Source organism: Paenibacillus sp. LT-B23, from assembly GCF_059417685.1.
Genome location: NZ_JBSQBM010000027.1, coordinates 1 through 25,594, shown reverse-complemented (window position 1 = coordinate 25,594; position 25,594 = coordinate 1). Strand labels below are relative to the sequence as shown.

The following is a 25,594-nucleotide window of genomic DNA, read 5'->3' as shown; positions in this document are numbered from 1 at the left end:
TAGTTCCTCCTCATTTATAATGTGATCTCGTATAATGTACCGCTTCCGCCACGTTCATCTCCGCCAGGTCCACCTTGACCATCCTGAGCGTTCGAGTTGCTGTTCGTGGTGTCGCTTCCGCTGTTGGATGCTTCAGCATTGGTACTGGTTTCGCCAGTTGTTGTTTTCCATTCATCTGTAGGAATCACTTTGCCGTGTTCCTTGATCCATGCTGTGACTTCGGAGTTACCGCTGTCTGGTCCACCGCCGCCTCCACCAGAGATCATGAAGTACTTCACTTGACCGCTTTCTACCAGCGCCTTGATCTTATCGACGGTATACACCGGATCAGAAGATACAAAGCCGTTCATAATGATCACTTTTTGTCCGGCTTCGATCAGATAAGGAGCAGCCGTTGAATAATTGCTTGCCGCGAAAAGATAGGTTTCACCCGTGTTATTCTTTTGCAGATAGCTCAGTGTTTTGCTGTCCAAGCTTTGACTGCTGTTCGGACCACCCATTCCTCTGGAGCGGGAAGAAGATCTTTGTTCAGTGTCTGTGCTCGTTCCTGTGCTTGAAGTATTACCATCAGAGCTGGATTGCTCTGCATTGTTGGTTTGGTTATTCGTCTGAGTTCCTTCAGCTTGTTGTCCATTGTTGCTCTGGCCTCTGTTCCCACCGTTACCACCTGGCATTCCGCCACCACCACCGCCGCCAAATTGTGTCGGTCCGGCTTGCGGGATCATGCTGTTCCCCCCGTAGGTGATTGGTGTCAATGCCCAGTATACAGGGCCGATGAACATAGCGAGTAGGCTTGCAATAATGGCATATCTCGTTAACTTCTCAGATTTCAATCGTGCTACTACCAGTAGCGCCGTGCCGATGATACCGAGGATCAATACGGCGATGGACCAGCCACTGCCGATGGTGTCGTTGTAATTTTGCAGGACGAACCAGCCAAATACCGAGGTTGCCAGTACCGCTGCGGGTAACAGCCAGGAGAGCCAGCCGGAACGCTCACGATATTGCTCCCACAATTCCACGAATCCGGCTCCGAAGAGTGCTGCAATTGGTGGTGCGAGCATAATCAGGTAATAATGATGGAAGAAACCTGCTACGCTGAAAAATGCAGCTACGGGAATCAGCCAGGCCAGCCAGAAGACGACCTCTTTGTGTTTTTGCGTGATATTACGACGTCGAATGCTTGCAAGCAGGCCGATCGAAGCAATCAATGCGAATGGAAGCAACCAGCTGGCTTGACCTGACAGTGCAGATTGGAACAACCGTAGAGGTCCCTTTTCGCCAGTGCCGAACATGCCGCCGCCGGAATTACCGCCAGGACCGCCAGGACCGTTACCGCCGAATCCGCCTGGTGGCATTTGACCACCAGCACCGTTGCCGCCTATTGTTGCAGTGCTATCCGATGTTGTAGCTGTTTGTGCTTGAGTCGAACTGGTATCGCTGTTGGTTGAAGCGTTTTGTCTCCGTTCCGAGCGTTGACCGCCACCAGCGCCGCCGCCTGTTCCTTGATCTCCTGTCAGACGGGACAGGCCGTTGTAGCCAAAGGCCAGATTCAACACGGAGTTCGTACCACTGCTTCCCATATAAGGGCGTTGGTCTGCCGGAGTGGAGTCCACCACGACTGCCCAGGAGAGCGACACAGCCATGAGCACGACTGCCGATGCTGCCAGTGTTATCGCTTTTCGCTTCCAGTTAAACTTGGAGCCCAGCAGGTAGAAGAGTCCCAAAGCGGGAACAACCATATAGGCTTGAAGCATTTTTTCGTTAAAGGCGATACCTACGACTGCGAAAGCCCAGAGGATCGGCCCCCATTTGTGGTTTCTAATCCCTCTGAACAGCAACCATGTTGCGAGCAGCAGTGTGAAAACCAGCATCGCGTCAATGTTGTTTGTGCGGCTGACGGCGACTGCTACCGGTGTGGTTGCCATTGCGAAGGCAGCCAATCGAGCAGCTATCGTACCGAAGCTCGGCTTGACGAGCAGGTAAATGAGAAGTACCGATCCGACTTGGGCCAGCGCTTGTGGCAGGATAATGCTCCAGCCGTGAAGTCCGAAAATGTAGGCGCTGACCGTTTGAATCCAGAACACCACAGGCGGTTTGTCTACCGTTACCGACCCTGCCGAATCGAGTGATACGAAGAAGAAGTTGTGAAAGCTCTGTAGCATGCTCGCTACGGCCGTCGTGTAATAGGTGTTAACATATTTGTCTTGCCAGATGTTGTATCCGTTCAAAATCGCGGATATTAGCATGATGATGATTAGGGGGACGTCCGCCCTGCTCTTAAACCATTTCTTAATCATGTACATTCCACTCCCTGTGAAAATTCTTTGTATTTATTCCGTTTGTTCCAGCCGCTATCTTCAGGACTGCGGAATGATCAGCCACTTCCGATCTTGGGCCCGGTGAACTACCGGCTTGCTATTATCATGCCTGACGTAGCTGAAATGGTTATGAGCGCTCCCTGAATGTTAGCTGAAAGCTGGATATGAATGCTTTTTTTACGTAAATATTCAGGTATATTAGATACAGGCGAAGATGTACCGAGCTTTTATTAAGAAAAAAAGTGGTGTCATGAAAGGAAAGATAACCGATGAATCCGATACACGGAGTTAAAATTATGCTGGCGGACGATGAGCCGCACATTTTGCAATTTTTGGAGCTTGGGCTGATTAATGAAGGATATGAGGTCAAAACAGCCGAGAACGGCAGTGATGCGTTGGATTTAGCGAGAGAGTTTCGTCCTCATGTTGCGGTATTGGATGTCATGATGCCTGAAATGAACGGATTTGAGGTATGCCAGAGTCTCAAGGAGACGGAGGATAACATCGCGGTCATTATGCTGACGGCCAAGGATGATGTAGATGATCGGGTGAAGGGATTGAAAATCGGCGCGGACGATTACATCGTGAAGCCCTTCAGTTTTAATGAACTGTTGGCTCGCATTGAAGCGCGTCTGCGGAATCAGTTTCCCGATCTGCTTGGAGAAGTGGTTCACGGACCCTTTCAGGTGGATGATCGCCGCAAGGAAATTCGCTACCAAAATCAGGTGCTGGAACTGTCACCTACCGAATATGAACTATTGAAATTTCTAGTATTGAATAACGGGATTGTTCTTAGTAAAAGTCGCATCCTGGATCGAGTATGGGGGTACGATTTTGGGGGCGAGGATAATATTGTCGAGGTGTATATCCGCTCCTTGCGTGAAAAGCTCAAAGATAAGGAGCATCGGGTCATTCGTACGCTACGCGGTGTTGGGTACCGGGTGGACTTGCTATGAAGGCGAGGGGGAAAAGCCGGAGGAGAACTGCGCTCCGTTCTCTCCGCTCCCAGCTTTTGGCCAGGACGTTACTTATTTTGGCGCTACTGCTCGTCTTGATCGGATTTTTACAATATTTCCTGATGAAAGATTTTCTGTATCGCAGTCGGGCGGATGCGATGGGTACGCAGTTAGGCTCAATTCCTGCCGATTTATTGATTAAAGATTCGCAGGAGAAGAGCGGAAGCTCCATCCCCAAAGAAGGAACCAATCGGAAGGATAACCGACCGAGGCCGTTTCTGTTTTGGCCGGATATGTCGCTTGCTTCTATAGATACAGCTGGAACCTTTACGAGCCTCTCTAACGAAAATGGACTTACGCCGCCGAGGTTCACCACTCAGCAGTATATTTCGATGCAGCAAAACAAGCACATGCGTTATGGGTATCAATTGCTCACGGATGCCCAAGGGAACGAGCAACTGGTCGTATTCCGTCCGCTCGGTCCGCCTGACCATTCGAATGGATTGCTTCAAATGGGTGTATCCACAACTTCCATGCAAGAGCAGCTGATTAACCAGTTACGTACCTTCATTTTGTTATCTCTGATTGCGCTCGCAATTGGTCTGGCGCTCATGCTTCCGGTGCTGCGGCGCACATTGGTGCCCCTTTCGAGGATGGTTGAGGCGGTCAAACGCATTGATGCGGGCAATCTGGCCGAGCGCTTTGACGCAAAGCAGGGGCAGTATGAGGTGGACCGCTTGGCGGTATCCTTTAACGGGATGCTGGAACGGCTGGAGCATTCATTTGCTGCCGAGCGCGAGTTACAGATGCAGATGAGACGGTTTATTGCGGATGCTTCCCATGAATTGCGCACCCCGCTCACTTCGATTCACGGGTTCTTGGAGGTGCTGCTTCGTGGAGCCGCATCTAATCCAAAGCAGCTTCAATCTGCACTGGAGAGTATGTATGGAGAATCCAAACGGATGAACAAGCTTGTCTCCGATTTACTGTTGCTGGCTAAGCTGGACCGGACGCCGGAGCTGAAGCTGGAAGATATGTCGCTGGATGCGTTGCTGCTGGAAATGAAGCCGCAGCTTCTGATGCTGGCGGGTAAACGAAGAGTGATTTTTGATATGACGGCGGGTGTGAGAGTGCTGGCGGAAGGGGATAAAATCAAGCAGGTCATGCTCAACCTGTTCCATAATGCTGTTCAGCATACGGATATGGAAAGAGGTGTGATCCATGTAAACTTGTCTGCCGGGAAAAAGCTGGCGGATATTCAGATTCGTGATAACGGGCCAGGTATGAGCAAAAAGCAGTTGGAGCGGATTTTTGAACGCTTTTACCGTGGAGATGAGTCACGTACACGCAGCTCGGGCGGAGCTGGTCTTGGTCTGGCGATTACACAGTCCATTGTGGAAGCACACGGCGGGAAAATCACCGCTGCAAGTACGCAGGGAGAAGGTAGTATATTCAAGGTTACGCTGCCGTTAGCGGGGACGGTATAACATAAAAGCAGCCTCCCGAACCGTGACGTTGTCTATAACGCGGCTCGGGAGGCTTTTGGGTTAGTTAATCAATGCAGCCTTTTGTAAAAGAACGTGCAGCACCTTGGCAGATGCTTCACGCGTTGTAGGTGCATCTGGCTGGAAGTAGGAGGAGCCCTTGATGGTTGCTCCGTTGATAATGCCTGCTGCGCTCACTTTTTCAATGCTATCCTTGGCATAGCCTGCAAAGGATGAAGCATCATGATACGGTGTGCGCGCAGGGCCATCGGCAGACGCTTTGATCTGGAGCAGGTCTACTGCCTTGCTCAGCACGACAGCAATTTCCTGCCGACTGATGTTAGCGTTCGGATCGAACTTCTCGCCGCTGCGACCTGTGATCAATCCGGCCTCATAAGCAGCTGCCACATCGCCAGAATACCAGCTACCTGCTGGAATATCGCCGAATGGTGCGGCAGTACCCGGTGTCAAGCCAAGAGCCCGGGTTACCAGGGCTGCAAATTCCGCACGTGTCACGTTCTTCTTCGGTGAGAAGGCCGTGTCTGTGGTGCCGTTGATCAGCAGCTTGTTCGCAAGCGACTGAATCTCGGATTGAGCATACGACGATGAAATATCTTCAAAGCTAACGGGACGAGTCGCCGCTGCATACGTCGAGAAGCCCGGACGGCTTACCTTAACGACTGTTGATCCATCTGCCTGCTTGGTAAAGACGGATGGAACCGGGTAGACATTTCCGTTTGCTGTATAGAGAACACCGACTGTATTCGGCTCAATTTGGCCAGGTACGGTAAAGGAGCGACTAATGGACTGTCCTGGCGCAACCTTAAGCGGTTCGCTCTTGCCGCCAGTGACAACATTAGCTTCAAACCCTACAGGGGTGCCAATCACAGTCGACCCTTTCAGCTTGCTCGTAAATGTGTTGCTTTCCTGTGCCTGGCTGCTGATTACCACTTCAATGCCTGCACCGGCGGGAGCATTTTTCAGAGCAGATATCGGCAAAGCCAGGGAAGCTCCAGTGTTGCTCACTATCAGGCTGCTTCCTGCCGGAGCCTTGTCCAGCGTTGTCAGTTGGGCGGAAGTCAGCGCTGCTTTGGTCGTTTGACCTGCTTGGCTGCTGGCTGACAGGACAATGGCTGTTGGGCTGGAGCCTGCTGCCGTCACAGCAGCCTGCAAATCTGCATCGGTTACAGCCAGTGATTGCACGTTATTATTCACCGAGACAGTTGTAGCTACTGCTTTTACCGCCTGTCCTTGCTTCACTACGGATTGAAGTGAAGGTGCAGATGTAGCGACAGGGGTGGATGTGGTGGTTGAAGCGGAAGGTGTAGTATTACTTCTGCCGCCACCTCCACCACTTCCGCCACCGCTACTGCTGCCGGAAGCGGTACTATTGTCGACGCGAATGGCCTTCATAGCGCTGAAAAATATAGGGCCGTCAGTATTGGTCACGACTTCGCCTTTCGCATTCAGTTCCGGCGAATTAACCTCCAGCTTATACACACCGTCCTTCAAATGCTGAATAACAGGCTGACCGCTGGCATCCAGAACAGGTTTTCCGTTAGCATCGTATTCGACATAGCTTCCGTCAATGTCCTTGAAGGAGTATGCGCCTTGCTTGAGACGGGCGTTAACTCCTTGCTCCCTAGGAGTCGTAATTCCATTAATAAGACCAATTAATTTATCATCTATGCCATATACATAGAGAGCAATTTGGTTTGTTTTATCCGTGGTCAGGCGGAAGGCAAGATCTGTTGAGCGTTGGGCACCTTTACGATTCGGGTAAATAATCGGGTTGGTTATACTCAGATCCTGCAAGCCGAAGCCTGTAGGCGGATTTTCCTTGCCAACATGAACGACGAACGGCAGATGCAAGGTAGGTAGTCCGGCGCTTTTCAGGATGACTTCTCCCTCATACACGCCTGTAGCTGCACTTGAGCTTGGCTGTACGGACAGGAAGAACGGTTGGGATTTACCCGCTTCTGCGGAAATTGCCCCCTTCGTGCCAACACCTTGCAACTGAACAGCGATATTGCTCACGTCAGGCGTGGTAACGGGCTTGGCAGGATCAGAAGTTACATGATCATGCAAAATGTAGCTGGCTTCATACTGTACGCTGTTTGCGGACAAATTTTTAAGCTGCAATTGTATTTGCTTCGCATCACTGCCTGGTTTTAACACCCCGAAGCTGGCGGAAGGATTGTAGTTCACGACCTCCTGCCGATTGAAGTTCTTATCGAGAATCGTGATCTGTTCAACAGTTTCCAGCAGGGCTGGTGTCTGAATCGCATTGGCGATGTTTACAAGTCCTGCACCTTGGGAATACACGTCATATTGGATTTGATCCTCATCGTAAAGCGTATCCGACGTGTTCGCCAGAGCAGCACGGATATCTAACGGCGTCCAGTTTGGATGCTGCTGCTTCAGCAATACAGCAAGTCCGGCTACATGCGGAGAAGCCATACTGGTTCCGTTGCTACGTTTGTAAGCATGATCATAAGAGGCATCCGGATAGAACTTGGCGAAAGCAGGATAGGTTGACAAAATGCCGACCCCTGGTGCACTCACATCCGGCTTGATGCTAAGCAGCTCGTCGCCGTTCGGCCCACGGGAGCTGAATCCAGCCATCGTATTGCCTGCATTATCTGTGCGAATAAACTTCTCTCCGAAGGAGACAGAGAACTTTTCTCCGGCATTGTCGACGAGTTGTTTAGCCAGCGCGCGACCTTCCTTACCTTTCATATCAAAGGTCGGAATAAAATCAAAGCTGTCGCCCTGGTTAGCGTTTACGTAGCTATCTAGACTCGGAATGGAGTCTGTCAAATCAGCCTGCGTGATGTCAGTCGTTTTTGCTCTCCCGTTAAAAATGATTACGGCTTTTGCGCCGTTTTCTTTTGCATTTGCAATTTTATCCACGAATGCCAGGCTTCCACGTGACACGAGGACAATTTTTCCGGCTACATCTTTTCCTTCAAAATCGTCAGGCTGCCCCAAATTTGCATATACCAGTTCATAAGGGGCAGTTCCCAGAATTGAAGCAAAATCCTCTTGGCCTGTCCCCCAGCCCATCAGATTAAACCCGTAATGTGCATAAGCATCAGCGGTTACTGTTTTCTTCAATTCACCATTCGCTTCCCAGTAGGAGTCGCGGGTAACTGAAGCTGTGCCCGAGAAGCTTTTGCTCGGCGAAGTGGCAGCACCGACAGAAATCGCCAACTGGGATGATGCAGGGGAACCCATCGAATAATAATAATTCCCGTTTTGTGCCGCATTACCATTCGCAATGACAGCAACTACACCGGAAAGCACCGCATTATTAATGGCAATGGAGTCCGGGGAGTTCGGGTCCTTCTCGGAGTCTGAGCCGAGGGACAGGTTAATCACGTTCATGCCATCCTTGACAGCGCGTTCAATACCGTCAATGACCTGTGCGGAGGAACCGGAGGAACGCCCGGTTTTGGTATTGCGTCCAAGCACTTTATATACGTATAAGTCCGATTTATAGGCAATACCCTTTTGTACAATATCTGCCGTTTTATTAGCGGCCTGGCCAGCAATCGTACCGGAGACGTGTGTACCGTGAGTTGTTCCGGAAAAACCTGTGCCGTACGGGTCATTCTCTTTTTCAAGGAAAGGCTCCTCGTAAGGATCATTGTCCTGCTCAAAAGAGTCATATCCACCCTTGTAAGCTGCTTTCAAATCCGGATGCTCATAATCGATCCCGGTATCAATAACCCCGACCTTAATCCCTTCGCCTGTCAAACCTTTGGCCCAGGCTTCAGGAACGCCAATCTGATCCAGCGGTGCGTTATCATACGTTGCTTCGCTGGCGGTGAGTGTTGGCGGGTCCTGTACGGGGATGGAATAATACGTTTTGTTTTCGTGGATGGATTTTACACCTGGCAATTTAGCCAGTTCCGGAATTTTGTTAGCTGGCAGCGTAACCTCCAAGCCATTAAGTACCGTGTTGTACTGGTAATTCACTTGAAGGGGAATGCTGTGCTCTGCCGCTCTATCCACGAACGTTGTTTGCTCATTGACGATAGCGGATTCCGCTTTTTGTTCGGATCGAGCTGTGAAAGTCTGATTGCCCGACTGTGCCGCATATTTATCCACGGCTAGTGGCTCACCATCAAGCTGTACGATGACTCTGACCTGCTGGGAGGAAGTGGTACTCAGTTCTGGCGAAATGAACGCCGGAGTTGCTTCGGAAGTCAAAGCTTCCTGTGCTTCTAAAAATGAACGGGTTTGCAGGTCTACGGTAGCAGCAGAACTGACAGATGGAAGAGACAAGCTTACCGTCAAGGCAAGAGCGAGTGTTACGACAGGAATTTTTCTCAAAATGATCGGCTTTTTCAAAGATTTCCCTCTTTTCAATCAAAATATGATTTGTCTACATACTAGGATTTGAAGCCACTGTCGAAGTTCTCACGCCTCCCTCAAGATTCAAATGATAGAATTGACCACTGGTGACTAACTTGCCAGTTTTGAGGAATATCTTACCATGTTAGTGGGATATATTACTATATGTTTTTATAATTTTTAGAAAAAATAAGGTTAACTTCACGTACATATTCCATGGGAATGTTATGGATTTAATAGATTATTTTTGAAATCATTCAAAGGGGAATGGGAGAATAAGAGATTTAATGATATAATCTGCATTGGAATTGTTGATATTTCATGAATGTAAAATGCTTAGTGCAAAGGAGTCGATTATGTTGGCAAAAACATTGATTTTCGGGCATAAAAATCCGGATACGGATACGATTTGCTCAGCTATTGCTTATGCAGACTTGAAAACCAAATTGGGTGCGGACGTGGAGCCGATTCGTCTGGGCGAGGTAAACGGGGAAACGCAGTATGCACTGGATTATTTCAAAGTGAGTGCGCCGCGTCTGGTTGAACAGGTTGCTGAGGAAACAGACAGCGTCATTCTGGTCGATCATAATGAACGCCAGCAAAGCGCGGTTGACATTGACAAAGTGCGTGTAACTGAAGTCATCGACCATCACCGGATCGCTAACTTTGAAACAAGCCAGCCGTTGTACTTCCGCGCTGAGCCTGTAGGCTGCACAGCCACAATTTTGAACAAGCTGTACAAGGAAAACGGGATAGCGATTCCGAAAGAAATCGCAGGTCTGATGCTGTCCGCGATCATTTCCGATTCCCTGTTGTTCAAATCCCCAACCTGCACCGACCAAGACGTAGCTGCTGCCCGTGAACTGGCTGAAATCGCTGGTGTGGATGCAGATAGCTACGGTTTTGACCTGCTGAAAGCAGGAGCTGATCTGAGCGGTCACTCGATTGAGCAGTTGGTGAGTCTGGATGCGAAGGAATTCCAGATGAACGGACGCAAAGTGGAAATTGCGCAAGTGAACGCGGTAGATGTGAACGACGTGCTGTCCCGTCAGTCCGAGCTGGAAGTAGCGCTGTCCCAAACAATTGCAGCTAAAAACCTGGACCTGTTCCTGTTCGTCGTAACAGATATTGTGAACAGTGATTCCATTGGTATTGCGCTGGGAAGCCAAGCACAAGCGGTCGAAAAGGCCTACAATGTGCAGCTCGACGACAACAAAGCCGTTCTGAAAGGTGTCGTATCCCGCAAATCGCAGATCGTACCTGTATTGACAGACGCTTTTAACAGTCTGTAATTCGGAAGCAGGCTACAATACAAAAGAAGCCACCTGAATCCAGCACTGCATTATAGCAGCGGAGGCAGGGGCTTCTTTTTTTATTTCTTTAATTCCGACAGTACATCACCGATGCGAAATTCAAAGGCCATTTTCAACTGATCACTCATCAAATGCCAGGCGCTCTCGGCTAGGGCGAGATCACCGCTATGTGTAAAGGCATGGGCAGCGCCCATATATTTTTTATAGGTCACGGGTACATCCGCTTCAATCAGCCGTTTGGCGTATAACTCGGCTTCGTCGGCCAAGGAGTCCAGCTCTGCGGTTATAATCAGTGCAGGTGGGAGATTATGCAGTGATTCTGCATAAACAGGCGAAACCAACGGGTTTCGTGCCTCATCCGGCGTGTGCAAATAGCTGTCATTAAAAATTTTTGCGATACGCGGCGGAATCGCCTGCTCGAATTGAGGCTTCAGCTTCGGATCGGTGGCGATATCCAGAGGAGGATAATCCAGCACCTGATACACGATGGGAAATTCCTTGCGATCCCGGGCCATTAGACAAATCGCTGCGGCAAGGTTTCCGCCAGCACTATGTCCTCCGACGGCAATGAGCTGGGGATTGACGTTCAGTACATCAGGATGCTTGTACAACCATTTGGTAACATCATAGCTCTCCTGTAACGGAATAGGGAATTTATGCTCCGGGGCCAAGCGGTAATCGACATTAACGACGACACAATTGGCACGTTCGGCAATGACCGGGCACCAGGCATCATCCATTTCTGCACTGCCCATCACAAAGCCGCTACCATGAAAATTGACGAATACAGGCAGTGGATCGCCAGTCCGGTTGGCAGGCTCATATACAAGTACCCTGGAGTCACCTACAGAAGTGGGGATGATTCGTTCTTCCCGGTGCACCTTCGGAGAATGAGATGGCTTGAAATCAGACGCCGCCACCATTCTGCCAGCGGATATACGCGCAAGCTTGACGAACAGCCTTTGTTTCAGTCTTCGCACCATTTTTCTTCTCCCTCCTTGGGATCAGTTAGACGCGAACCTTTCACATCTTCAAATGCAGACCGTACGCGTGACAGATAGGTTTCAAACTGGCAGATTTCCGACTCGCTAAAGTCCGACATCAGGCGTGAGGCCAGTCCTATGAAAAAAGGGTCCATTTGGTTGATCTTGCCTCTTCCTTTATCGTTCAGAGAAACAAAGATGCCACGCTTGTCATTCGGATCATCGTATTTGTTAATGTAGCCATCTTGTTCAAGGGAAACGACCATGGAACTGATCGCTGCCCGGCTTACACCCATTTTCTCAGCCAATGCAGAAGGGGATGACATTTCGTCTCTTTGCGCAGAAAGCACACAAAGTGCTATATATTGCCCATAGGAGAGCCCGAATTCACGTGAACGTTTCTCCATGCCTTTACGAATTTCATACGTTATAGAAAATAGTTCTACCAAAACACCAATCGGTTTATTGCCACCTGGAAACAGATTATAGGCCAGTTGACGAATTTCGGAGTCCAAGAAAAAGAACATGCGATCCACCTCGATGTAGTTAATTAGTTAACTGTAATTTAATTAACCACTGGTTGCAATGATTTATACAAACTTTATTCCGCTTTTTTTAAAATATATCTGCACAACTTACCATGACCAAGGTCCAATGCACTGCCCTACGTCCTGATTTACAAAAGCCTGTATAGAGGGCTGGCGGAGGGTACGCCCTTCCTGCCATCGCCACTCACTGTATTGAACCTTGGCGGTATACATAGGCTGAACCCATATTGCATCCCGATGACGATCCGGCTCATTGACAAAAGGCCGCGCTGAAATGGTATGCGGTCTTAGTCGCTCCGTAAGCTGACGCCAGTCCTCTCGCGTAAGCTTCCCTGTGCCTGCATGTCCAATGTAGCGCAGCCTTCCTTGCTTGTCGTACAGCCCCAGCAACACAGCATTGATGACGCCTCCGTTTAAAGTGTAGCCTCCAATGACAGCGATGCTATCGCCGTAATTCTTGACCTTGACCCATCGCCCATCCTTCCCGCCACATGTGTAAGGGCTGTCTAAACGTTTGCATACGATACCTTCCATCCCTTCGCTGCGCATCACCTGAAACAGAGCTTGTCCATCAGGATGAGCAGGCGCCAGTTGAACCCGTTCACTCGGCAGGATGACCTGATGCAATAATTCAAGCCTTTCTGCCAGCGGTTTACGGTGAACCCATTCTCCATTCAAATACAAAATATCAAACAGCATGTATGTAGCGGGCACAGCTTTATAAGCCGCTTGAATCCGATCCGTTCGACGAATCAGGTCGCGGCGCATAATGTCATGAAACGAGGGCTTCCCATCAGCTCCCAGTGCGATCATTTCTCCATCCAGAATGACTGAATCGGCCTGGCAGTATGAAGAAAAATAAGCAAGTTCCGGGTATAAAAGTGTTCGCTCATGCTGCTTCCGGTTAAACAGACGCGTGCTACCCTGATTATGATATGTCAAAATTCTTGTGCCATCCCATTTTATTTCGTACCGCCATAGGCCCTCCGTAGGGATTCGTTCACTTTGCACAGGTTCAAACGGGATAACGGGTTTCATTTCAGAACGCAAATACAACACCTCGCCTTTTTGGAATAAGGATAGTGTCGACGGCAGGCTTCTTTTTATGTGAGGATTTTGCAAAATCCTGATGTATGAGATGTTTCGTTGGACCTCAAATCGGGGAATGATAAGGATATCTAATCGTCGGCAGAAAGGGGCTCGGTTTCATGAGACAAATTCGCGAGGAGGACCATGCGGTAGTCATGGTGGATGATGGACAGGTGGTTGCGGAAGTAGGCTATAAATCCATAGATGACCATTCCTTGGTCATTGACCATACATTTGTATCCGAAAAGCTGCGGGGGCAAAAGATCGGCAAGGAGCTGATTGACAAAGTTGTGCAAATGGCGAGGGATCAGCATAAAAAGGTCGTTCCCGCTTGCTCGTACGCACTGGCCCTGTTCAAGCGTCATCAAGAATATAGTGACGTCTGGCAGCAGTAAACAAGGGGAACGCTCGCGCCACAAGTGCATAAACACCACAGCATCGGGACAGGTATTCAGGCCTTCCCGGTGTTTTTTTGCGTGTATAAAGCCCCTGAAATGGCCGTATTCTATCATTGTATGTTAAGAAAATGCTCTTCTAAGATGCTAAAGCACATTTTTAAATTGTCGGCTGTGAAATTGTTCATACTGTTGTCACTTCACAGGCCGTCCTCAGGTTCTATATAATATAATATGGTTATTACCACAACCGAAAACGAAAAGTTTGAATTTAAACGAAGGAGACGCTCATTATGAATAAAGCGAGTGAGGACAAGCAGTACGTTCCAACGAGCAATCGTAATTTCACAGCCTTGATTATCACCGTTTCCATCATAGCTAACGTGATTATTTTGCTGCTGTTCTTTTCGCCGATTGGATACCAGGGTAGTGTTAGCTTCGATATCACCATTTTCCCGAGGTTGAATGCGATTTTTAACAGTTTCACGTTTATTTTTCTGGTGGCGGCGTTGGTTGCCATTATCAAGAAGAACGTCAAAGTGCATAAAACATTTGTTTTACTGGCCTTTGCCAGTACTGTTTTATTTTTGTTTTCCTACCTGACCTTCCACTATATTTCGCCGGACACTGCAAAATTTGGCGGGGTGGGTATTATTCGACCGATTTACTTTACGTTGCTGATTTCACACAGCATACTGGCTGCCATTATCGTACCACTGGCCCTGTTCACAGTTGTATGGGGATGGACGATGCAGGTGGCGAAACACCGTAAAATTGCACGCTGGACCATGCCGATCTGGTTGTATGTCAGCTTGACGGGGGTACTCGTGTACGTATTCATGGCCCCGTATTATTAAATAGACTTGAACCTTCAGCAGGTTCAATGATCAAAAAGACGTCTCTGCTAACGGAGGCGTCTTTTTGATGCCTAATAAAAGAAAAATTATTCCTTCTAAATTTATTTTATTGAAAAAACGTTCCTTCTCTAACGGTATTTCTGCTATAATTTGCCTTAATCAACTAAGAATAAGGGGGTCACCATGTGACGAAGAAAGCGAAAGGCAGGTTACGGTTGCTTGTTTCCATGCTCGCGCTGGTTGTGCTGCTAAGCAGTTGCGGCGGCGGCTCAAACCCGAACAACGTAAACGGAGGAAAAGTGACACTGCAATTTTGGACCATTGCGCTACAGCCTACATTCACCCCGTATTTCAATCGGGTGATTGCCGATTATGAGGAGAAGAATCCCAATGTCAAAATTGACTGGAAGGATTACCCTTATGACGCAGTGACCAACAAGCTGTTGACGAGTATCGCCAGCGGCAGCAGTCCGGATGTGGTAAATCTCAATACGGAATTTGCCAGCCAAATGGGCTCCAAGGGTGCTGTAGTGGATATGAATGAGCATTTGTCTCCGGAGGAAAAGGCTGCATATTTCGAGGGTATTTATAATTCTACAGTTATTAACGGCAAGGCTTATGCGCTACCCTGGTATACCGGCACGGAAGTGCTATATATGAATACGAAGCTGGTAAAGGCTGCCGGATTAGACCCTGCCCATCCGCCCAAAACGCGGGCGGAACTGTCTGAGTGGGGCCGCCAGATCAATAGAAAAATTGGCAAAGCAGGCTATGCGCAGCAGCTTGTATCCAAGCTTTTTGCCATAGACGGGATTCCGATTTTGAATAAAGAAAAGACAGCAGCGGCGTTCAATACACCAGAAGCGGTAACCATGATTGATAATCTTAAAAAGCAGATGGAAGATGGTATCGTACTCAAAGAGGACGCTGATTTTTCACAGCAAGTGAAATATTATGCGGGTGAACAGGTTGCTTTCGAGCTGGCAGGCCCGACGTTCATCAACTTTATCAAAACGGCTGCGCCGGACGTATACAAGAACACCATCGCCGTTCCTGTACCTACAGGTAAAGCCGATGTACGGTTATCCAACTCCATGGATCTGGTCGTACCGACCAAGTCTGCACATGTGAATGAAGCGGTGAAGTTTGCTGTTTTCCTGACGAATGCAGAGAGCCAGACGGCTTTTTCCAAAGCGGCCAATACGTTGCCTTCCACGAAGGATTCCATTAAAGATCCCTACTTCACACAGTCGGACAAATCGCTGGAAGCACAAGCGAAAGTGGTATCCGCGCAAAGTTTGGATAAGGCGACAGACTACATGGTCGGTGTGCCTAATGCCAAGGACGTGAACAGCGCTGTCACGCGTGCTTTTCAAAATATTTTATTGAACGGAACGGACACGAAACAGACGCTTACTACCTTGGAGCAGGAAGTGAATGATATTTTAAAGCAATAGGTACAGCAGGGGAGTCATATCAAGACTCTCCTGTTCATTTATCAAAATCGGGTGGTGATGCAGCATGATCAAATGGTTGAGGTCGGAATCCTTTACGGCCTGGGCCTTTATGACGCCGGGACTGTTATTGCTTGCCGTCTTTGTATTTTGGCCTATTATTTACAGCATTCCGCTGGCATTGACGGATTACTCCGTCATATCGGATACCCATTATGTCGGTCTGGATAATTTCGAGGCAGCGTTTAAGGACCGCAATTTTCTCATCTCAATCTGGAACTCATTAGTGTACGTGCTCATTGTTCCCTTTCTCCAAATTTTCTCCATCCTGATGGCTGTGCTGGTGAACAGCCGTATACCGGGAATTAAAATATTTCGTACGACCTACTACATTCCTGTCGTAACTTCGATGGTAGCCGTGGCCTTGATTTGGAGCTGGTTGCTTGGCAATAACAGTGTTGTAAACTATTTGCTTATACAGGCAGGCTTGATCAGTAAGGACATTCACTGGCTGTCGGACAGTTCTTTGGCCCTGTATGTACTTATGTTCATCACGATGTGGAAGGGACTCGGGTATTATATGATGCTCTATCTGGCTGGTTTGCAGAACATTCCACAAGACCTGTACGAAGCCGCCAGAGTGGATGGAGCAAGCCGCTGGCGGCTGATCGTCCATATTACCCTCCCGTTATTAAGACCCTATATTCTGTTCTGCACCCTCATATCGCTCATGGCGGCTATTCGTGTGTTCGATGAGGTGTATGTACTGACCAAGGGTGGGCCGGGAACAGCCACGCTGACCTCCAGCTTGTATATTTTCCAAAAGGGGATGGAGCAGTTTAACTTTGGTTATGCTTCGGCGCTTGGTTTAATTGTCGGTGCCGTGATCGGGGTGCTCAGTATTATCGTATTCCGATTCAATAGGAAAGGCGGTGTCAATCCCTATTGATGAATCTACAGGATGACAAAATGCTACAGTCGTCCCTTCCGAAAAATGAAAGTAGCCGCATCATGCGCAACCTGGGGCGAGTTGTAAGGATGACGGTGATCTATGTACTGCTGGTGCTGCTCGCACTCTTTTTAATGGGACCGTTCCTATGGCTGCTCAGTGTATCGCTCATGCCGGGCCGCAACATTTTCTCCACGCCGCCCGCCATTTTCCCGACCTTTATTGATTTTGATAATTATGTTCAAGTGTGGCAGTTTATGAACTTTCCGAAGTATATGCTGAACACGGTGATCATTACGGCGCTTGGCGTTATTTTCAATGTGGTGCTCGCCAGTCTGACGGGATATCCCTTGGCTGTATTTCGTTTTAAGGGTAAAAATCTGGTGTTCACGCTGCTGATTGCCACCATGATTATTCCTTCATATACGTCGTTTATCGTACATTACCTGACCATTCAGGGGCTTCATCTGGGCAATACGTATTTGGGTGTGGTGCTGCCTGGAGCTGTCTCGGTGTTCAACATTTTTCTGATGCGGCAGACGTTTATCCATATTCCTACCGATGTGCGTGATTCCGGTAAAATGGACGGCGCTTCGGAATTCCGAATTTGGTGGCAGCTGGTGCTACCGCTGGTGAAGCCAGCGCTCGCCGTCATTTCATTGCTGGAGGCTATGTCGTTCTGGAACAGTTTCCTGTGGCCTATCGTTATTTTAAACGACACGGAGTTATATCCGCTGGCGGCTGCACTGACGTATCTCAATGGTCAATTTGCCTATAACTTTGGTTGGATTGCAGCGGGCACGATGATTTCGGTACTGCCGATCATTATCTTGTTCTTGTTCACACAGCGCTACTATATGGAAGGCTTGGCGGGTGCAGTAAAAGGATAGACCGGAAATATCGGATACGGATGATCCGTGAATGGAAGGGGAGACGGTTACGATGGAGCTGGCAAAAGGAACGCGGCCCAATTCCCGTGTGGGGCTAACAACGCAGGAGATTCAATATTATTTTCGTGATGTGTATGACAGTGGAGAAAAGCTGGTTATACCCGAACCGCGTTTGATTTGCGAGCTATCCTCCCGCTTCGGGATGAATCAGGAATATGAAGGCGTTCTGGACCCTGACGGGCCGATCAAGCTGATCTTGCCTCCGGGACCGGGTGTACCGACCGAAACACGGGGAAGCGTGCAACTGGTACTGGAGTATGATGGAGCGCTCGTTGCAGACGGCTACCGTTTGGAGATTCACAAGGAAGGTCGAATTGAAATTCATGCTGCTAATAAAAGAGGGCTCAATTACGGCATGGATGCCCTGCATTTGCTGCTTCAAGTCGAACAGGAGCGATGCACACTGCCAGTAGTGTCTATTCGCGATGAGCCTTCTTTTCCGGTCAGAGGGATTATTGAAGGCTTTTACGGAAAACCATGGAGCCTGGCGGATCGGCTGGATGCCGTCCGTTTTATGGCTGCGCATCGGATGAACACATTCATGTATGCTCCCAAGGATGACCCGTATCACCGGGAGCTATGGCGGGAGCCGTACCCGGAAGACACGTTTGCGCAGATTAGTGATTTAAAGGAAACCTGCGATCAGCATGAGGTGGATTTTCATTACTGCATCAGTCCGGGGAACGACCTGAGCTTTGGCAGCGATGAAGATTTCCTTAGTTTGACGGAAAAGCTGGCGGCTGTGATTGCCATTGGCGTGCGCCATTTTTCCATATTAATGGATGATATTGATTATGTGTTAAAAGGAGAAAATCGACATTTGCTGGGCCGCTCGGGCCACGCTCATGTCTTTTTGACGAACAAGGTGCATACATGGCTGACAGAGCGGCTACCTGAATTTACGCTGACAGTCTGTCCTTCGGAATATTGGTCGTATTGGGATACCGAATACAAAAAGGATTTCCGTGAGCGGCTGCACCCGGAGATTAAGGTGTTCTGGACCGGATACTTTGTGTTTGCTCCGCATATTGGCCAAAAGCACGCCGCCGATAATCATGCGTTCTTTGGGCATGAGCTATGGCTGTGGGATAACATTCCGGTGAATGATTGTGACCGTGATCGCTTATTCCTCGATCCGCTGCGCGGGCGGTATTCCGGGCTTCCAGACTGCGGACATACCGGTATGGTAGCCAACCCGATGAATCAGTGGGAATGCTCCAAAGTGACGCTCATTACGATGTCCCACTATATGTGGAACAGTGGGCGGTACATGCCGGAACTTTCTTGGGGTTGGGCTGTGCGGGAGTTAGCGGGAGCGCGCGCGGAGGAACTGATGTTTTTCTCCCGTCAAAACAGGAACAGCCGACTGGGCGGCAGCACGTATGAGGACGTGGACCTTGCTTTGCAATTGCGCGATATCCCGGCGCTGGATATGTACTTTGAGCGGCTGCTCCAAGCCGTGAGCGTCCTGCGGCAAGTACCTGCCGATGATCCGGCGGCAGGTTTCGTAGCACAGGCTGCGCCGTGGCTGGAACGCGCCGAGCTGGACGCTGATCTGTGGCGTACGCTGCGTCAAGCTGTGGTCAGCAGCGAGTGGCAGAGCGGTGCGCAGCAGGTTGAGGAGAGCATTACGCCGCCGGAAGTGGCTGGCGGGCAAGGGGCTGTGCCTCTGACGGACGAAGTCGTGGCGGAACTTCGGCGCTGTATCACTGCCTGTCTGGAGACGAAGGCTCGGCTCGGCAGTGATCCGGCAATCCGGGCAGCCGAGCGGTGGGGCTACGTCGGTCAGGATGAACAAGGCAAGTATCGACTGATCTTGTGAGCATCTGCTGATGATCAAGAAACCAAGGCAGCATAGCTGCCCTGAAAATAACCATTTGCCGTTAGGATAACGGTAATTTTCAGGAGAGGTGGATGTGTGTGGTGAAGCCAAACACCCGTGTGCTTTTTGTACCGCTGGATGAACGACCCTGTAATTATGAATTTCCTTATTTGCTGGCGCAGGGCACAGATTTGGAAATCGAGCGTCCCCCTATGGAATGGATGGGACAAAAGAAAATTCCCGGTGATACGACCCAACTGTGGGCTTGGCTCGAAGAACGTGCAGCGGGAGCCGATGGAGCTATTATTGCGATGGATACGCTGCTGTACGGCGGAATCGTACCGTCCCGGTTGCATGGAATGACAAGCGAGCAGGTCGGTGACAAGGTGAATCGACTTCGCAGGCTCAAGCGGCTTTACCCGCAGATGACCTTATATGCTTTTCAACTGATTATGCGTTGTCCGCAATATTCTTTGGCTGACGAAGAACCGGATTACTACGCCGATTGGGGGCGCGAGATATTCAGGAAGGGCTTTATTGAGCATCGTCAGGAGCTGGGAATTGCTACCGCAGAGGAGCTTCTTGAATTATCCGACATCAACGAACGTCTGCCTGTAGAGATACTGGAGGATTACCTGGGCCGTCGCCGTGTGAATCTGGAAGCCAATGAAGCCGCACTGGAGCTGGTAGCAGAGGGTATCATTGATTTTATGATCATTCCACAAGATGATTCTGCTCCCTACGGCTATACCGCCAAAGATCAGCAGCGGCTAAGAAATCGTATTTCCGATCTTGGGCTGGATTTGAGTGTGTACATGTATCCGGGGGCAGACGAAGTGGGCTGTACGCTGCTGGCGCGGTGGGTGAACCAGGCGAAGAATGCTGTGCCGCTCGTCTATCCAAGGCTGTCCGCTTTGCAGGGAGCATTCGTGATTCCGCTTTTTGAGGATCGTTATTTTTATGAAACGTTAAAATATCAGATTATGGCGGCAGGCGGATTGATCGCTTCTTCAGCGGCAGAGGCGGATTTGATTTTGTTGGCTAACACGCCCGGAGACACGATGGCAGAAGCATCATCTCAACAGCGTGCAATGGCCGGATATGATGTATACCGAAACGTGGTGGAGCTGGTCGAATACGGCGCCCATATGCTGAGACATACAGGTAAAAACATTGCAGTGGCTGATGTAGGCTATGCCAACGGAGCTGATCTTAAGCTGCTTAGACTTTTGAAGCAAAAAGGGCTGCTTTTTGAGCTGGCAGGTTATGCAGGCTGGAACACCAGCTCCAATACGCTGGGAACCGTCATTGCCCAGTCCATGCTGTATAGCCACTACGGGCCTACAACAGAGCATCTGGATTTTCTGGCGTTGCGTTACGCCGAAGATGCATGTTATTGCGCTGTGGTGCGTACTGCCATGAATAATGGAATTGTGGAACAAATGGGCTTCAACAAGTTTATGCTCGATGGACAGAGAGGCTCGGTTGCTACGGTCATTCGCGGACGACTGGAGCAGGCGCTCGACGAATATGTAAACGGGCCGGAGGGCCACGTGGAAATTACAGATTGCTATATGCCGTGGAACCGCACCTTTGAAGTCGGATTGACCGTACGGCATCATGTCGAAGAGAGAGGGTGATCCCAATGGAAATGGAAGCTGTATTATCAAAAGTTCAGCACGGCCTGATCGTATCCTGCCAGGCGCTACCCGATGAACCGCTGCACGGATCGGATTCCATGGTCAAAATGGCACGCGCCGCTCAGCAGGGCGGAGCCGTGGCCATTCGCGCCAATGGCGCAGCAGATGTGCGTGCGATCAAACAGGCGCTTTCCCTGCCAGTCATCGGTCTGATCAAGCGGGATTATGATGATTCCGATATTTACATTACGCCCACCCTCCGAGAGATGGAGGAACTGGTGGACGCGGGCGCGGATATCATCGCCCTGGATGCTACATCACGTCCGCGCCCAGGGGGATGCAAGCTGAAGCAGCTCATAGATTACGCCCATGGCCATGGAGTGGCTTCCATGGCGGATATATCCACACTGGATGAGGCGCTTCATGCGGCTTCCCTCGGCGTAAGCTGCGTATCCACAACGTTATCTGGTTATACGCCATACTCTGCTCAGATCGATGGACCCGATCTGGAGTTGGTTCGGAGAGCGTCGGAGCTGGTTCCCATGCCTTTAATTGCGGAGGGCAAAATCCATGAGCCTGCGCAGGTGGAGGAAGCATTCCGGCTGGGAGCATATGCAGTAGTTGTAGGCTCGGCGATTACCAGACCCCAATTAATTACGCAGCGGTTTGCCGATGCAGCAAGGAAGGCAGTGAAATGCATCTATGGAGATGAACGACCGAATTAATACGTACTTTCCTTCATTAACAAAATCGGAACAAAAGGTCGCTTTGTGCGTACTGGAGCGCCCGGCAGATATCATATATTTCTCCGTGACGGAGTTAGCTGATTTTGCAGGTACAGGCGAGACGACCGTCATGCGCTTTTGCCGGAAAATCGGTTTTAAAGGTTATCAGGATTTCCGACTGTCCCTGGCGCAAAACCAGACTTATCGCAAAACCGATGCGGGTGGGGAAAACACCGACCCAGACAACGAACATGATATTACCCGCATGGTGTATCACAATATGCTCGATATTTTGCACTCCAGTATGGGACTGCTGGACCGTTCAGAGCTTGGACGTGCGATAGCGTGTCTCGAACAGGCAGGCTATGTTCAATTTTTTGGTGTAGGTGCTTCGGGAATTTCCGCGCAGGATGCCAAAAACCGTTTCTTACGAATCGGGCGGCGCGCCGAAGCCGTGGCAGACGGACATATCCAGTCGATGATGGCGGTGTCCATGAAGCCCGGAGATGTGGCTATTGGTATCAGTGTATCGGGAAGTACGCTGGATACGAACGACATGCTGCACAAAGCCAAGCAAAACGGCGCGACCATTATCGCGATCACCAATTATGCAAAATCGCCCATCACCTCCATTGCGGATATCGTGCTGCTCACCGCAGGTAAGGAAGCTCCGATGGAGGGCGGTTCGATTGGAGCCAAAATCTCGCAGCTATTTGTCATTGACCTCCTCTGCGAAGGGCTTGCTCGTAAGCACACGAGTCATACCAAAGTGATGAAGGAAAAAACAGCGAGGGCGGTCATTGAACGAAGCTATTGAGGTTTTAAAGCGGAGAACTGGTCTATTAGGCTGTGTCCAATCGTTAGTTATTGTTGTGGTATATGACTTGCTATTATAGAAGCTTTACGTAAAAGAGCGTGTTTGTAGATATCGTTTGGCAACAAGGAGGACGCTGTAGTGGCAGATGCTGTGAACAGAGTCATAGGGATCGATATTGGAGGTACATCAGTGAAGGCAGCCGTAGTGGCACGGGATGGTGCGGTGCTGGATGAAATCCGGCTGGATACGGATGCTTCTCGCGGGCGTGATTGGGTACTCTCACGGGTATCCGAAGCTGTGGAAGGACTCAGCACCATTGGCAATAACGATATCGGCGCTCTGGGGATTGCTACGGCTGGCAGAGTAAACGTGGAGAGCGGTGAAGTCGTGTATGCCACGGATAATCTCCCCGGCTGGCAAGGTACACACTTGGTAACATGGGCGAGGGAGAATCTCGCCTTACGTGCTGTTGCTGACAATGATGCGAACGCCGCTTTGCTAGGAGAAGCATGGCAGGGAGCGGGGAGGGGCAAGCGACGCTTGGTCATGCTCACCTTGGGAACAGGCGTCGGTGGCGCATATATGGAAGATGGTTTGTTGTGCCGAGGGGCTCATTGGAGCGGCGGCGATTGGGGGCATAGTATTTTATTCCCAAGAGGCCTTCCTTGCAATTGTGGAAAAAAGGGCTGCGCCGAGCAATATGTATCAGGTAGCGCACTGTTACGCCGGGGCAGAGAACACACAGGTAAACAGTATCGATCGGGAATCGAGATCATGAAGGAGGCTGTTCGCAGTTACCCGGAGGTGCTTCAGGTACTGGACGATTACACCGCAGATTTAGCCATACTTCTGGCCAATATCTCGGTCACCCTTGATCCCGAGGCTATTATCGTAGGTGGAGGGGTAGCAGACGCGGGAGAAGTCTGGTGGCCCTTGCTAGAAAAGCATCTACAACAGCTGGGAGTCCAAACGGAAGTAAGCCGGGCGTTATTGGGTAATCGCGCTGGAATCATCGGTGCGGGACGGCTTGCTTTTGAACTAGTAGATTCCTAGAACAAGCATGAAAGGGGAACGAACCATGACGCAAAATCGGCTTGATACCGACATTGTAGTGATTGGCGGAGGTCTGGGAGGAACATCGGCAGCTCTTGCGGCAGCGAAGGCTGGCATGAGAGTCATCGTAACGGAGGAGACGGACTGGTTGGGAGGACAGTTGACTTCACAGGCCGTCCCCCCGGATGAGCATCGATGGATCGAACAGTTTGGCTGCACAGCAACATACCGTGAGTTCCGTAATCGTGTGCGTGACTATTACCGTCAGAACTATCCTTTAACGGAAGAAGCCCAAAATGACCCGATTCTTAATCCCGGTAACGGTTGGGTAAGCCGTTTGGCTCATGAACCACGAGTTGCTCTGCGGGTGCTTGAGGATATGCTTGCTCCCTATTTGAATACGGGGCGTGTTCGTGTATATTACCATGCCGTGCCCATTGCTGCTCACACGGATGGGGACTGTATCTCTTCTGTAACTGTTCGTACCTCGGATAGCCTTGTTGATGGATGTGGGGTGATGGTGCTGCACGGAACGTTTTATCTGGATGCCACGGAATGCGGAGATCTTCTTCCGCTGGCGGGGGTGGAGCATACGAGTGGAGCAGAATCGCGGGATGATACAGGTGAACCTCATGCGCTGGAGTGCGCTGACCCTATGGATATGCAATCCATCACACATGTGGCAGCCGTGGATTACATTCCGCATGGAAGCTTCATTATAAAGCGACCGCTACAATATGATTTTTGGAGGAATTATATTCCTTCCTTTTCCCGTTTCCCGATTTTGAGCTGGTTTGCTACGGATGCGGATGATACCAGCAAACTAAAACAGTTCACTTTGTTTCCTAACGATCAGGGCATTGTATCTCTGTGGGATTACCGTCGCATTGTGGACCCTTCTATATGGAGTAAACCGTTAAATGATGGAGAGGTAACTCTTTTAAACTGGGCGCAAAATGATTATTACCTCGGTCCGTTAATCGGTGTTACCGCTCAGGAGCAGGAAAGACATAGAGAAGGCGCACGTGAATTGACCCGTTCTTTAATCTATTGGCTCCAGACCGAAGCACCTCGGTTAGATGGAGGATTCGGTTATCCAGGCATTCGGCCTCGTGGAGATTTCCTTGGTACCTCCGATGGTCTGGCTAAAACCCCTTATATTCGCGAATCGCGCCGAATTCAAGCGAAGTATACGATATCAGAGTTCGATGTAAGTCGTGAGCTTCGCGGAACGGATGGGCCCAAACGATACGCGGACAGCGTAGGTGTAGGCAGCTATCATTTGGACCTCCATCCGACCACTGTATCTCAGCGGACATTTTACATTCCTAATTACCCTTATGAAATTCCGTTAGGCTCCTTTATTCCGGTAAGAGTGCGTAATCTGCTCCCCGCCTGTAAAAATATAGGGATGACCCAAATCGCAAATGGTTGCTATCGGCTGCACCCCACGGAGTGGAATATAGGTGAATCAGCGGGTAGTCTGGCGGCTTATTGTGTCTCCAACGGAGTATTCCCGATAGAAGTCAGCGAATCGGCAGAGCATCTGGGGCGTTTTCAAAGCAGGCTTCTTTGCCAAGGTGTGGAGTTACACTGGCCTGCGGAAGTATTTGAACCCGAAGGAGTCACTAGCTAAAACGTGAGGGGCTATTGCCCCTTGGCTGACTTTGATAAGGCCAAAAGATGATTTTAATAAGTAATAAAAAAAGTACTTGCTAAGTTGCTTAGATATATGATATATTATTTGAGCTGACAACAAAACAGCCGTTTCAAAAATGAAAAGCTTGGGTAAAATAATCTTTATAAAAGAAGAAAAAATAAAGATTGCATTTCTGAAACGAACATGATATGATCTTATAGCTGCTGAAAAAGACAGCGG

Annotated in this window: 19 protein-coding genes; 14 read left to right on the top strand and 5 right to left on the bottom strand. The window is 49.7% G+C overall.

Annotated features, from left to right (window positions below; genetic code table 11):
* Window positions 1-14 precede the first annotated feature (14 nt).
* Window positions 15-2,300, bottom strand: a complete 2,286-nt coding sequence (locus tag ACWXW9_RS25250; RefSeq protein ID WP_494931662.1) for a glycosyltransferase family 39 protein — start codon at window positions 2,298-2,300, stop codon at window positions 15-17.
* A gap of 290 nt (window positions 2,301-2,590) precedes the next feature.
* On the opposite strand from ACWXW9_RS25250, the gene ACWXW9_RS25245 reads away from it, so the two are divergent.
* Both ACWXW9_RS25245 and ACWXW9_RS25240 read left to right on the top strand, forming a co-directional pair.
* Entirely contained in the window at window positions 2,591-3,277 is a 687-nt protein-coding gene (locus ACWXW9_RS25245) for a response regulator transcription factor (RefSeq protein WP_192511729.1), read from the top strand.
* A complete protein-coding gene (locus tag ACWXW9_RS25240; protein ID WP_494931661.1) occupies window positions 3,274-4,764 on the top strand; it encodes a sensor histidine kinase in 1,491 nt (496 codons plus the stop codon). The genes ACWXW9_RS25245 and ACWXW9_RS25240 overlap by 4 nt, the downstream gene beginning before the upstream one ends.
* Window positions 4,765-4,824: 60 nt before the next feature.
* Here ACWXW9_RS25240 and ACWXW9_RS25235 read toward each other — a convergent pair whose 3' ends face one another.
* A complete protein-coding gene (locus tag ACWXW9_RS25235) occupies window positions 4,825-9,117 on the bottom strand; it encodes a S8 family serine peptidase (RefSeq protein ID WP_494931660.1) in 4,293 nt (1,430 codons plus the stop codon).
* 359 nt (window positions 9,118-9,476) lie between these two features.
* Between ACWXW9_RS25235 and ACWXW9_RS25230 the strand changes: the two genes are divergently transcribed.
* Window positions 9,477-10,412 carry a manganese-dependent inorganic pyrophosphatase gene (locus ACWXW9_RS25230; RefSeq protein ID WP_494931659.1) on the top strand — a complete coding sequence of 312 codons (936 nt, stop codon included), beginning with the start codon at window positions 9,477-9,479 and terminating at the stop codon, window positions 10,410-10,412.
* 80 nt (window positions 10,413-10,492) lie between these two features.
* On the opposite strand, the gene ACWXW9_RS25225 is transcribed toward ACWXW9_RS25230, so the two are convergent.
* The 3 genes from ACWXW9_RS25225 to ACWXW9_RS25215 form a co-directional block, all read right to left on the bottom strand.
* The gene (locus ACWXW9_RS25225; protein WP_431091023.1) at window positions 10,493-11,416 is read right to left on the bottom strand and encodes an alpha/beta hydrolase; all 924 of its coding nucleotides are present in this window, start codon (window positions 11,414-11,416) and stop codon (window positions 10,493-10,495) included.
* Window positions 11,401-11,943 carry a MarR family winged helix-turn-helix transcriptional regulator gene (locus tag ACWXW9_RS25220; protein ID WP_494931658.1) on the bottom strand — a complete coding sequence of 181 codons (543 nt, stop codon included), beginning with the start codon at window positions 11,941-11,943 and terminating at the stop codon, window positions 11,401-11,403. Before ACWXW9_RS25220 ends, ACWXW9_RS25225 begins: the two co-directional genes overlap by 16 nt.
* A 108-nt stretch (window positions 11,944-12,051) precedes the next feature.
* Window positions 12,052-13,014, bottom strand: a complete 963-nt coding sequence (locus ACWXW9_RS25215; protein WP_494931657.1) for an ATP-dependent DNA ligase — start codon at window positions 13,012-13,014, stop codon at window positions 12,052-12,054.
* Window positions 13,015-13,172: 158 nt separating this feature from the next.
* Here ACWXW9_RS25215 and ACWXW9_RS25210 point away from each other — a divergent pair, with 158 nt between their 5' ends.
* The 11 genes from ACWXW9_RS25210 to ACWXW9_RS25160 all read left to right on the top strand — a co-directional run bounded on the left by ACWXW9_RS25210 (window position 13,173) and on the right by ACWXW9_RS25160 (window position 25,351).
* Window positions 13,173-13,448, top strand: a complete 276-nt coding sequence (locus ACWXW9_RS25210) for a GNAT family N-acetyltransferase (RefSeq protein ID WP_134911509.1) — start codon at window positions 13,173-13,175, stop codon at window positions 13,446-13,448.
* Window positions 13,449-13,741: 293 nt separating this feature from the next.
* Window positions 13,742-14,305: a DUF420 domain-containing protein gene (locus ACWXW9_RS25205; RefSeq protein WP_430044496.1), complete on the top strand. Its 564-nt coding sequence runs from the start codon at window positions 13,742-13,744 to the stop codon at window positions 14,303-14,305.
* Between the two features lie 185 nt (window positions 14,306-14,490).
* A complete protein-coding gene (locus ACWXW9_RS25200) occupies window positions 14,491-15,762 on the top strand; it encodes an ABC transporter substrate-binding protein (protein ID WP_494931656.1) in 1,272 nt (423 codons plus the stop codon).
* 64 nt (window positions 15,763-15,826) lie between these two features.
* Entirely contained in the window at window positions 15,827-16,708 is an 882-nt protein-coding gene (locus tag ACWXW9_RS25195) for a carbohydrate ABC transporter permease (protein ID WP_134911507.1), read from the top strand.
* Window positions 16,708-17,598 (top strand): carbohydrate ABC transporter permease, encoded by an 891-nt coding sequence (locus tag ACWXW9_RS25190; protein WP_494931700.1) that lies wholly within the window; start codon window positions 16,708-16,710, stop codon window positions 17,596-17,598. The genes ACWXW9_RS25195 and ACWXW9_RS25190 overlap by 1 nt, the downstream gene beginning before the upstream one ends.
* A gap of 52 nt (window positions 17,599-17,650) precedes the next feature.
* Window positions 17,651-19,480 carry a protein O-GlcNAcase gene (locus ACWXW9_RS25185; RefSeq protein ID WP_494931655.1) on the top strand — a complete coding sequence of 610 codons (1,830 nt, stop codon included), beginning with the start codon at window positions 17,651-17,653 and terminating at the stop codon, window positions 19,478-19,480.
* Between the two features lie 98 nt (window positions 19,481-19,578).
* The gene (locus ACWXW9_RS25180) at window positions 19,579-21,120 is read left to right on the top strand and encodes a DUF4127 family protein (protein ID WP_494931654.1); all 1,542 of its coding nucleotides are present in this window, start codon (window positions 19,579-19,581) and stop codon (window positions 21,118-21,120) included.
* A gap of 5 nt (window positions 21,121-21,125) precedes the next feature.
* Window positions 21,126-21,845 carry an N-acetylmannosamine-6-phosphate 2-epimerase gene (locus ACWXW9_RS25175; protein ID WP_494931653.1) on the top strand — a complete coding sequence of 240 codons (720 nt, stop codon included), beginning with the start codon at window positions 21,126-21,128 and terminating at the stop codon, window positions 21,843-21,845.
* A complete protein-coding gene (locus ACWXW9_RS25170; protein ID WP_494931652.1) occupies window positions 21,823-22,662 on the top strand; it encodes a MurR/RpiR family transcriptional regulator in 840 nt (279 codons plus the stop codon). Before ACWXW9_RS25175 ends, ACWXW9_RS25170 begins: the two co-directional genes overlap by 23 nt.
* 138 nt (window positions 22,663-22,800) lie before the next feature.
* Entirely contained in the window at window positions 22,801-23,715 is a 915-nt protein-coding gene (locus ACWXW9_RS25165) for an ROK family protein (protein WP_494931651.1), read from the top strand.
* A 25-nt stretch (window positions 23,716-23,740) separates the two neighbouring features.
* Window positions 23,741-25,351 carry an FAD-dependent oxidoreductase gene (locus tag ACWXW9_RS25160; protein ID WP_494931650.1) on the top strand — a complete coding sequence of 537 codons (1,611 nt, stop codon included), beginning with the start codon at window positions 23,741-23,743 and terminating at the stop codon, window positions 25,349-25,351.
* Window positions 25,352-25,594: the final 243 nt, after the last annotated feature.

Bases quoted from the DNA above. Each gene is read 5' to 3' on its own strand.
- ACWXW9_RS25250 (WP_494931662.1), bottom strand. From the start codon at position 2,300: ATGATTAAGAAATGGTTTAAGAGCAGGGCGGACGTCCCCCTAATCATC.
- ACWXW9_RS25245 (WP_192511729.1), top strand. From the start codon at position 2,591: ATGAATCCGATACACGGAGTTAAAATTATGCTGGCGGACGATGAGCCG.
- ACWXW9_RS25240 (WP_494931661.1), top strand. From the start codon at position 3,274: ATGAAGGCGAGGGGGAAAAGCCGGAGGAGAACTGCGCTCCGTTCTCTC.
- ACWXW9_RS25230 (WP_494931659.1), top strand. From the start codon at position 9,477: ATGTTGGCAAAAACATTGATTTTCGGGCATAAAAATCCGGATACGGAT.
- ACWXW9_RS25225 (WP_431091023.1), bottom strand. From the start codon at position 11,416: ATGGTGCGAAGACTGAAACAAAGGCTGTTCGTCAAGCTTGCGCGTATA.
- ACWXW9_RS25220 (WP_494931658.1), bottom strand. From the start codon at position 11,943: ATGTTCTTTTTCTTGGACTCCGAAATTCGTCAACTGGCCTATAATCTG.
- ACWXW9_RS25210 (WP_134911509.1), top strand. From the start codon at position 13,173: ATGAGACAAATTCGCGAGGAGGACCATGCGGTAGTCATGGTGGATGAT.
- ACWXW9_RS25205 (WP_430044496.1), top strand. From the start codon at position 13,742: ATGAATAAAGCGAGTGAGGACAAGCAGTACGTTCCAACGAGCAATCGT.
- ACWXW9_RS25195 (WP_134911507.1), top strand. From the start codon at position 15,827: ATGATCAAATGGTTGAGGTCGGAATCCTTTACGGCCTGGGCCTTTATG.
- ACWXW9_RS25190 (WP_494931700.1), top strand. From the start codon at position 16,708: ATGAATCTACAGGATGACAAAATGCTACAGTCGTCCCTTCCGAAAAAT.
- ACWXW9_RS25185 (WP_494931655.1), top strand. From the start codon at position 17,651: ATGGAGCTGGCAAAAGGAACGCGGCCCAATTCCCGTGTGGGGCTAACA.
- ACWXW9_RS25175 (WP_494931653.1), top strand. From the start codon at position 21,126: ATGGAAATGGAAGCTGTATTATCAAAAGTTCAGCACGGCCTGATCGTA.
- ACWXW9_RS25170 (WP_494931652.1), top strand. From the start codon at position 21,823: ATGGAGATGAACGACCGAATTAATACGTACTTTCCTTCATTAACAAAA.
- ACWXW9_RS25160 (WP_494931650.1), top strand. From the start codon at position 23,741: ATGACGCAAAATCGGCTTGATACCGACATTGTAGTGATTGGCGGAGGT.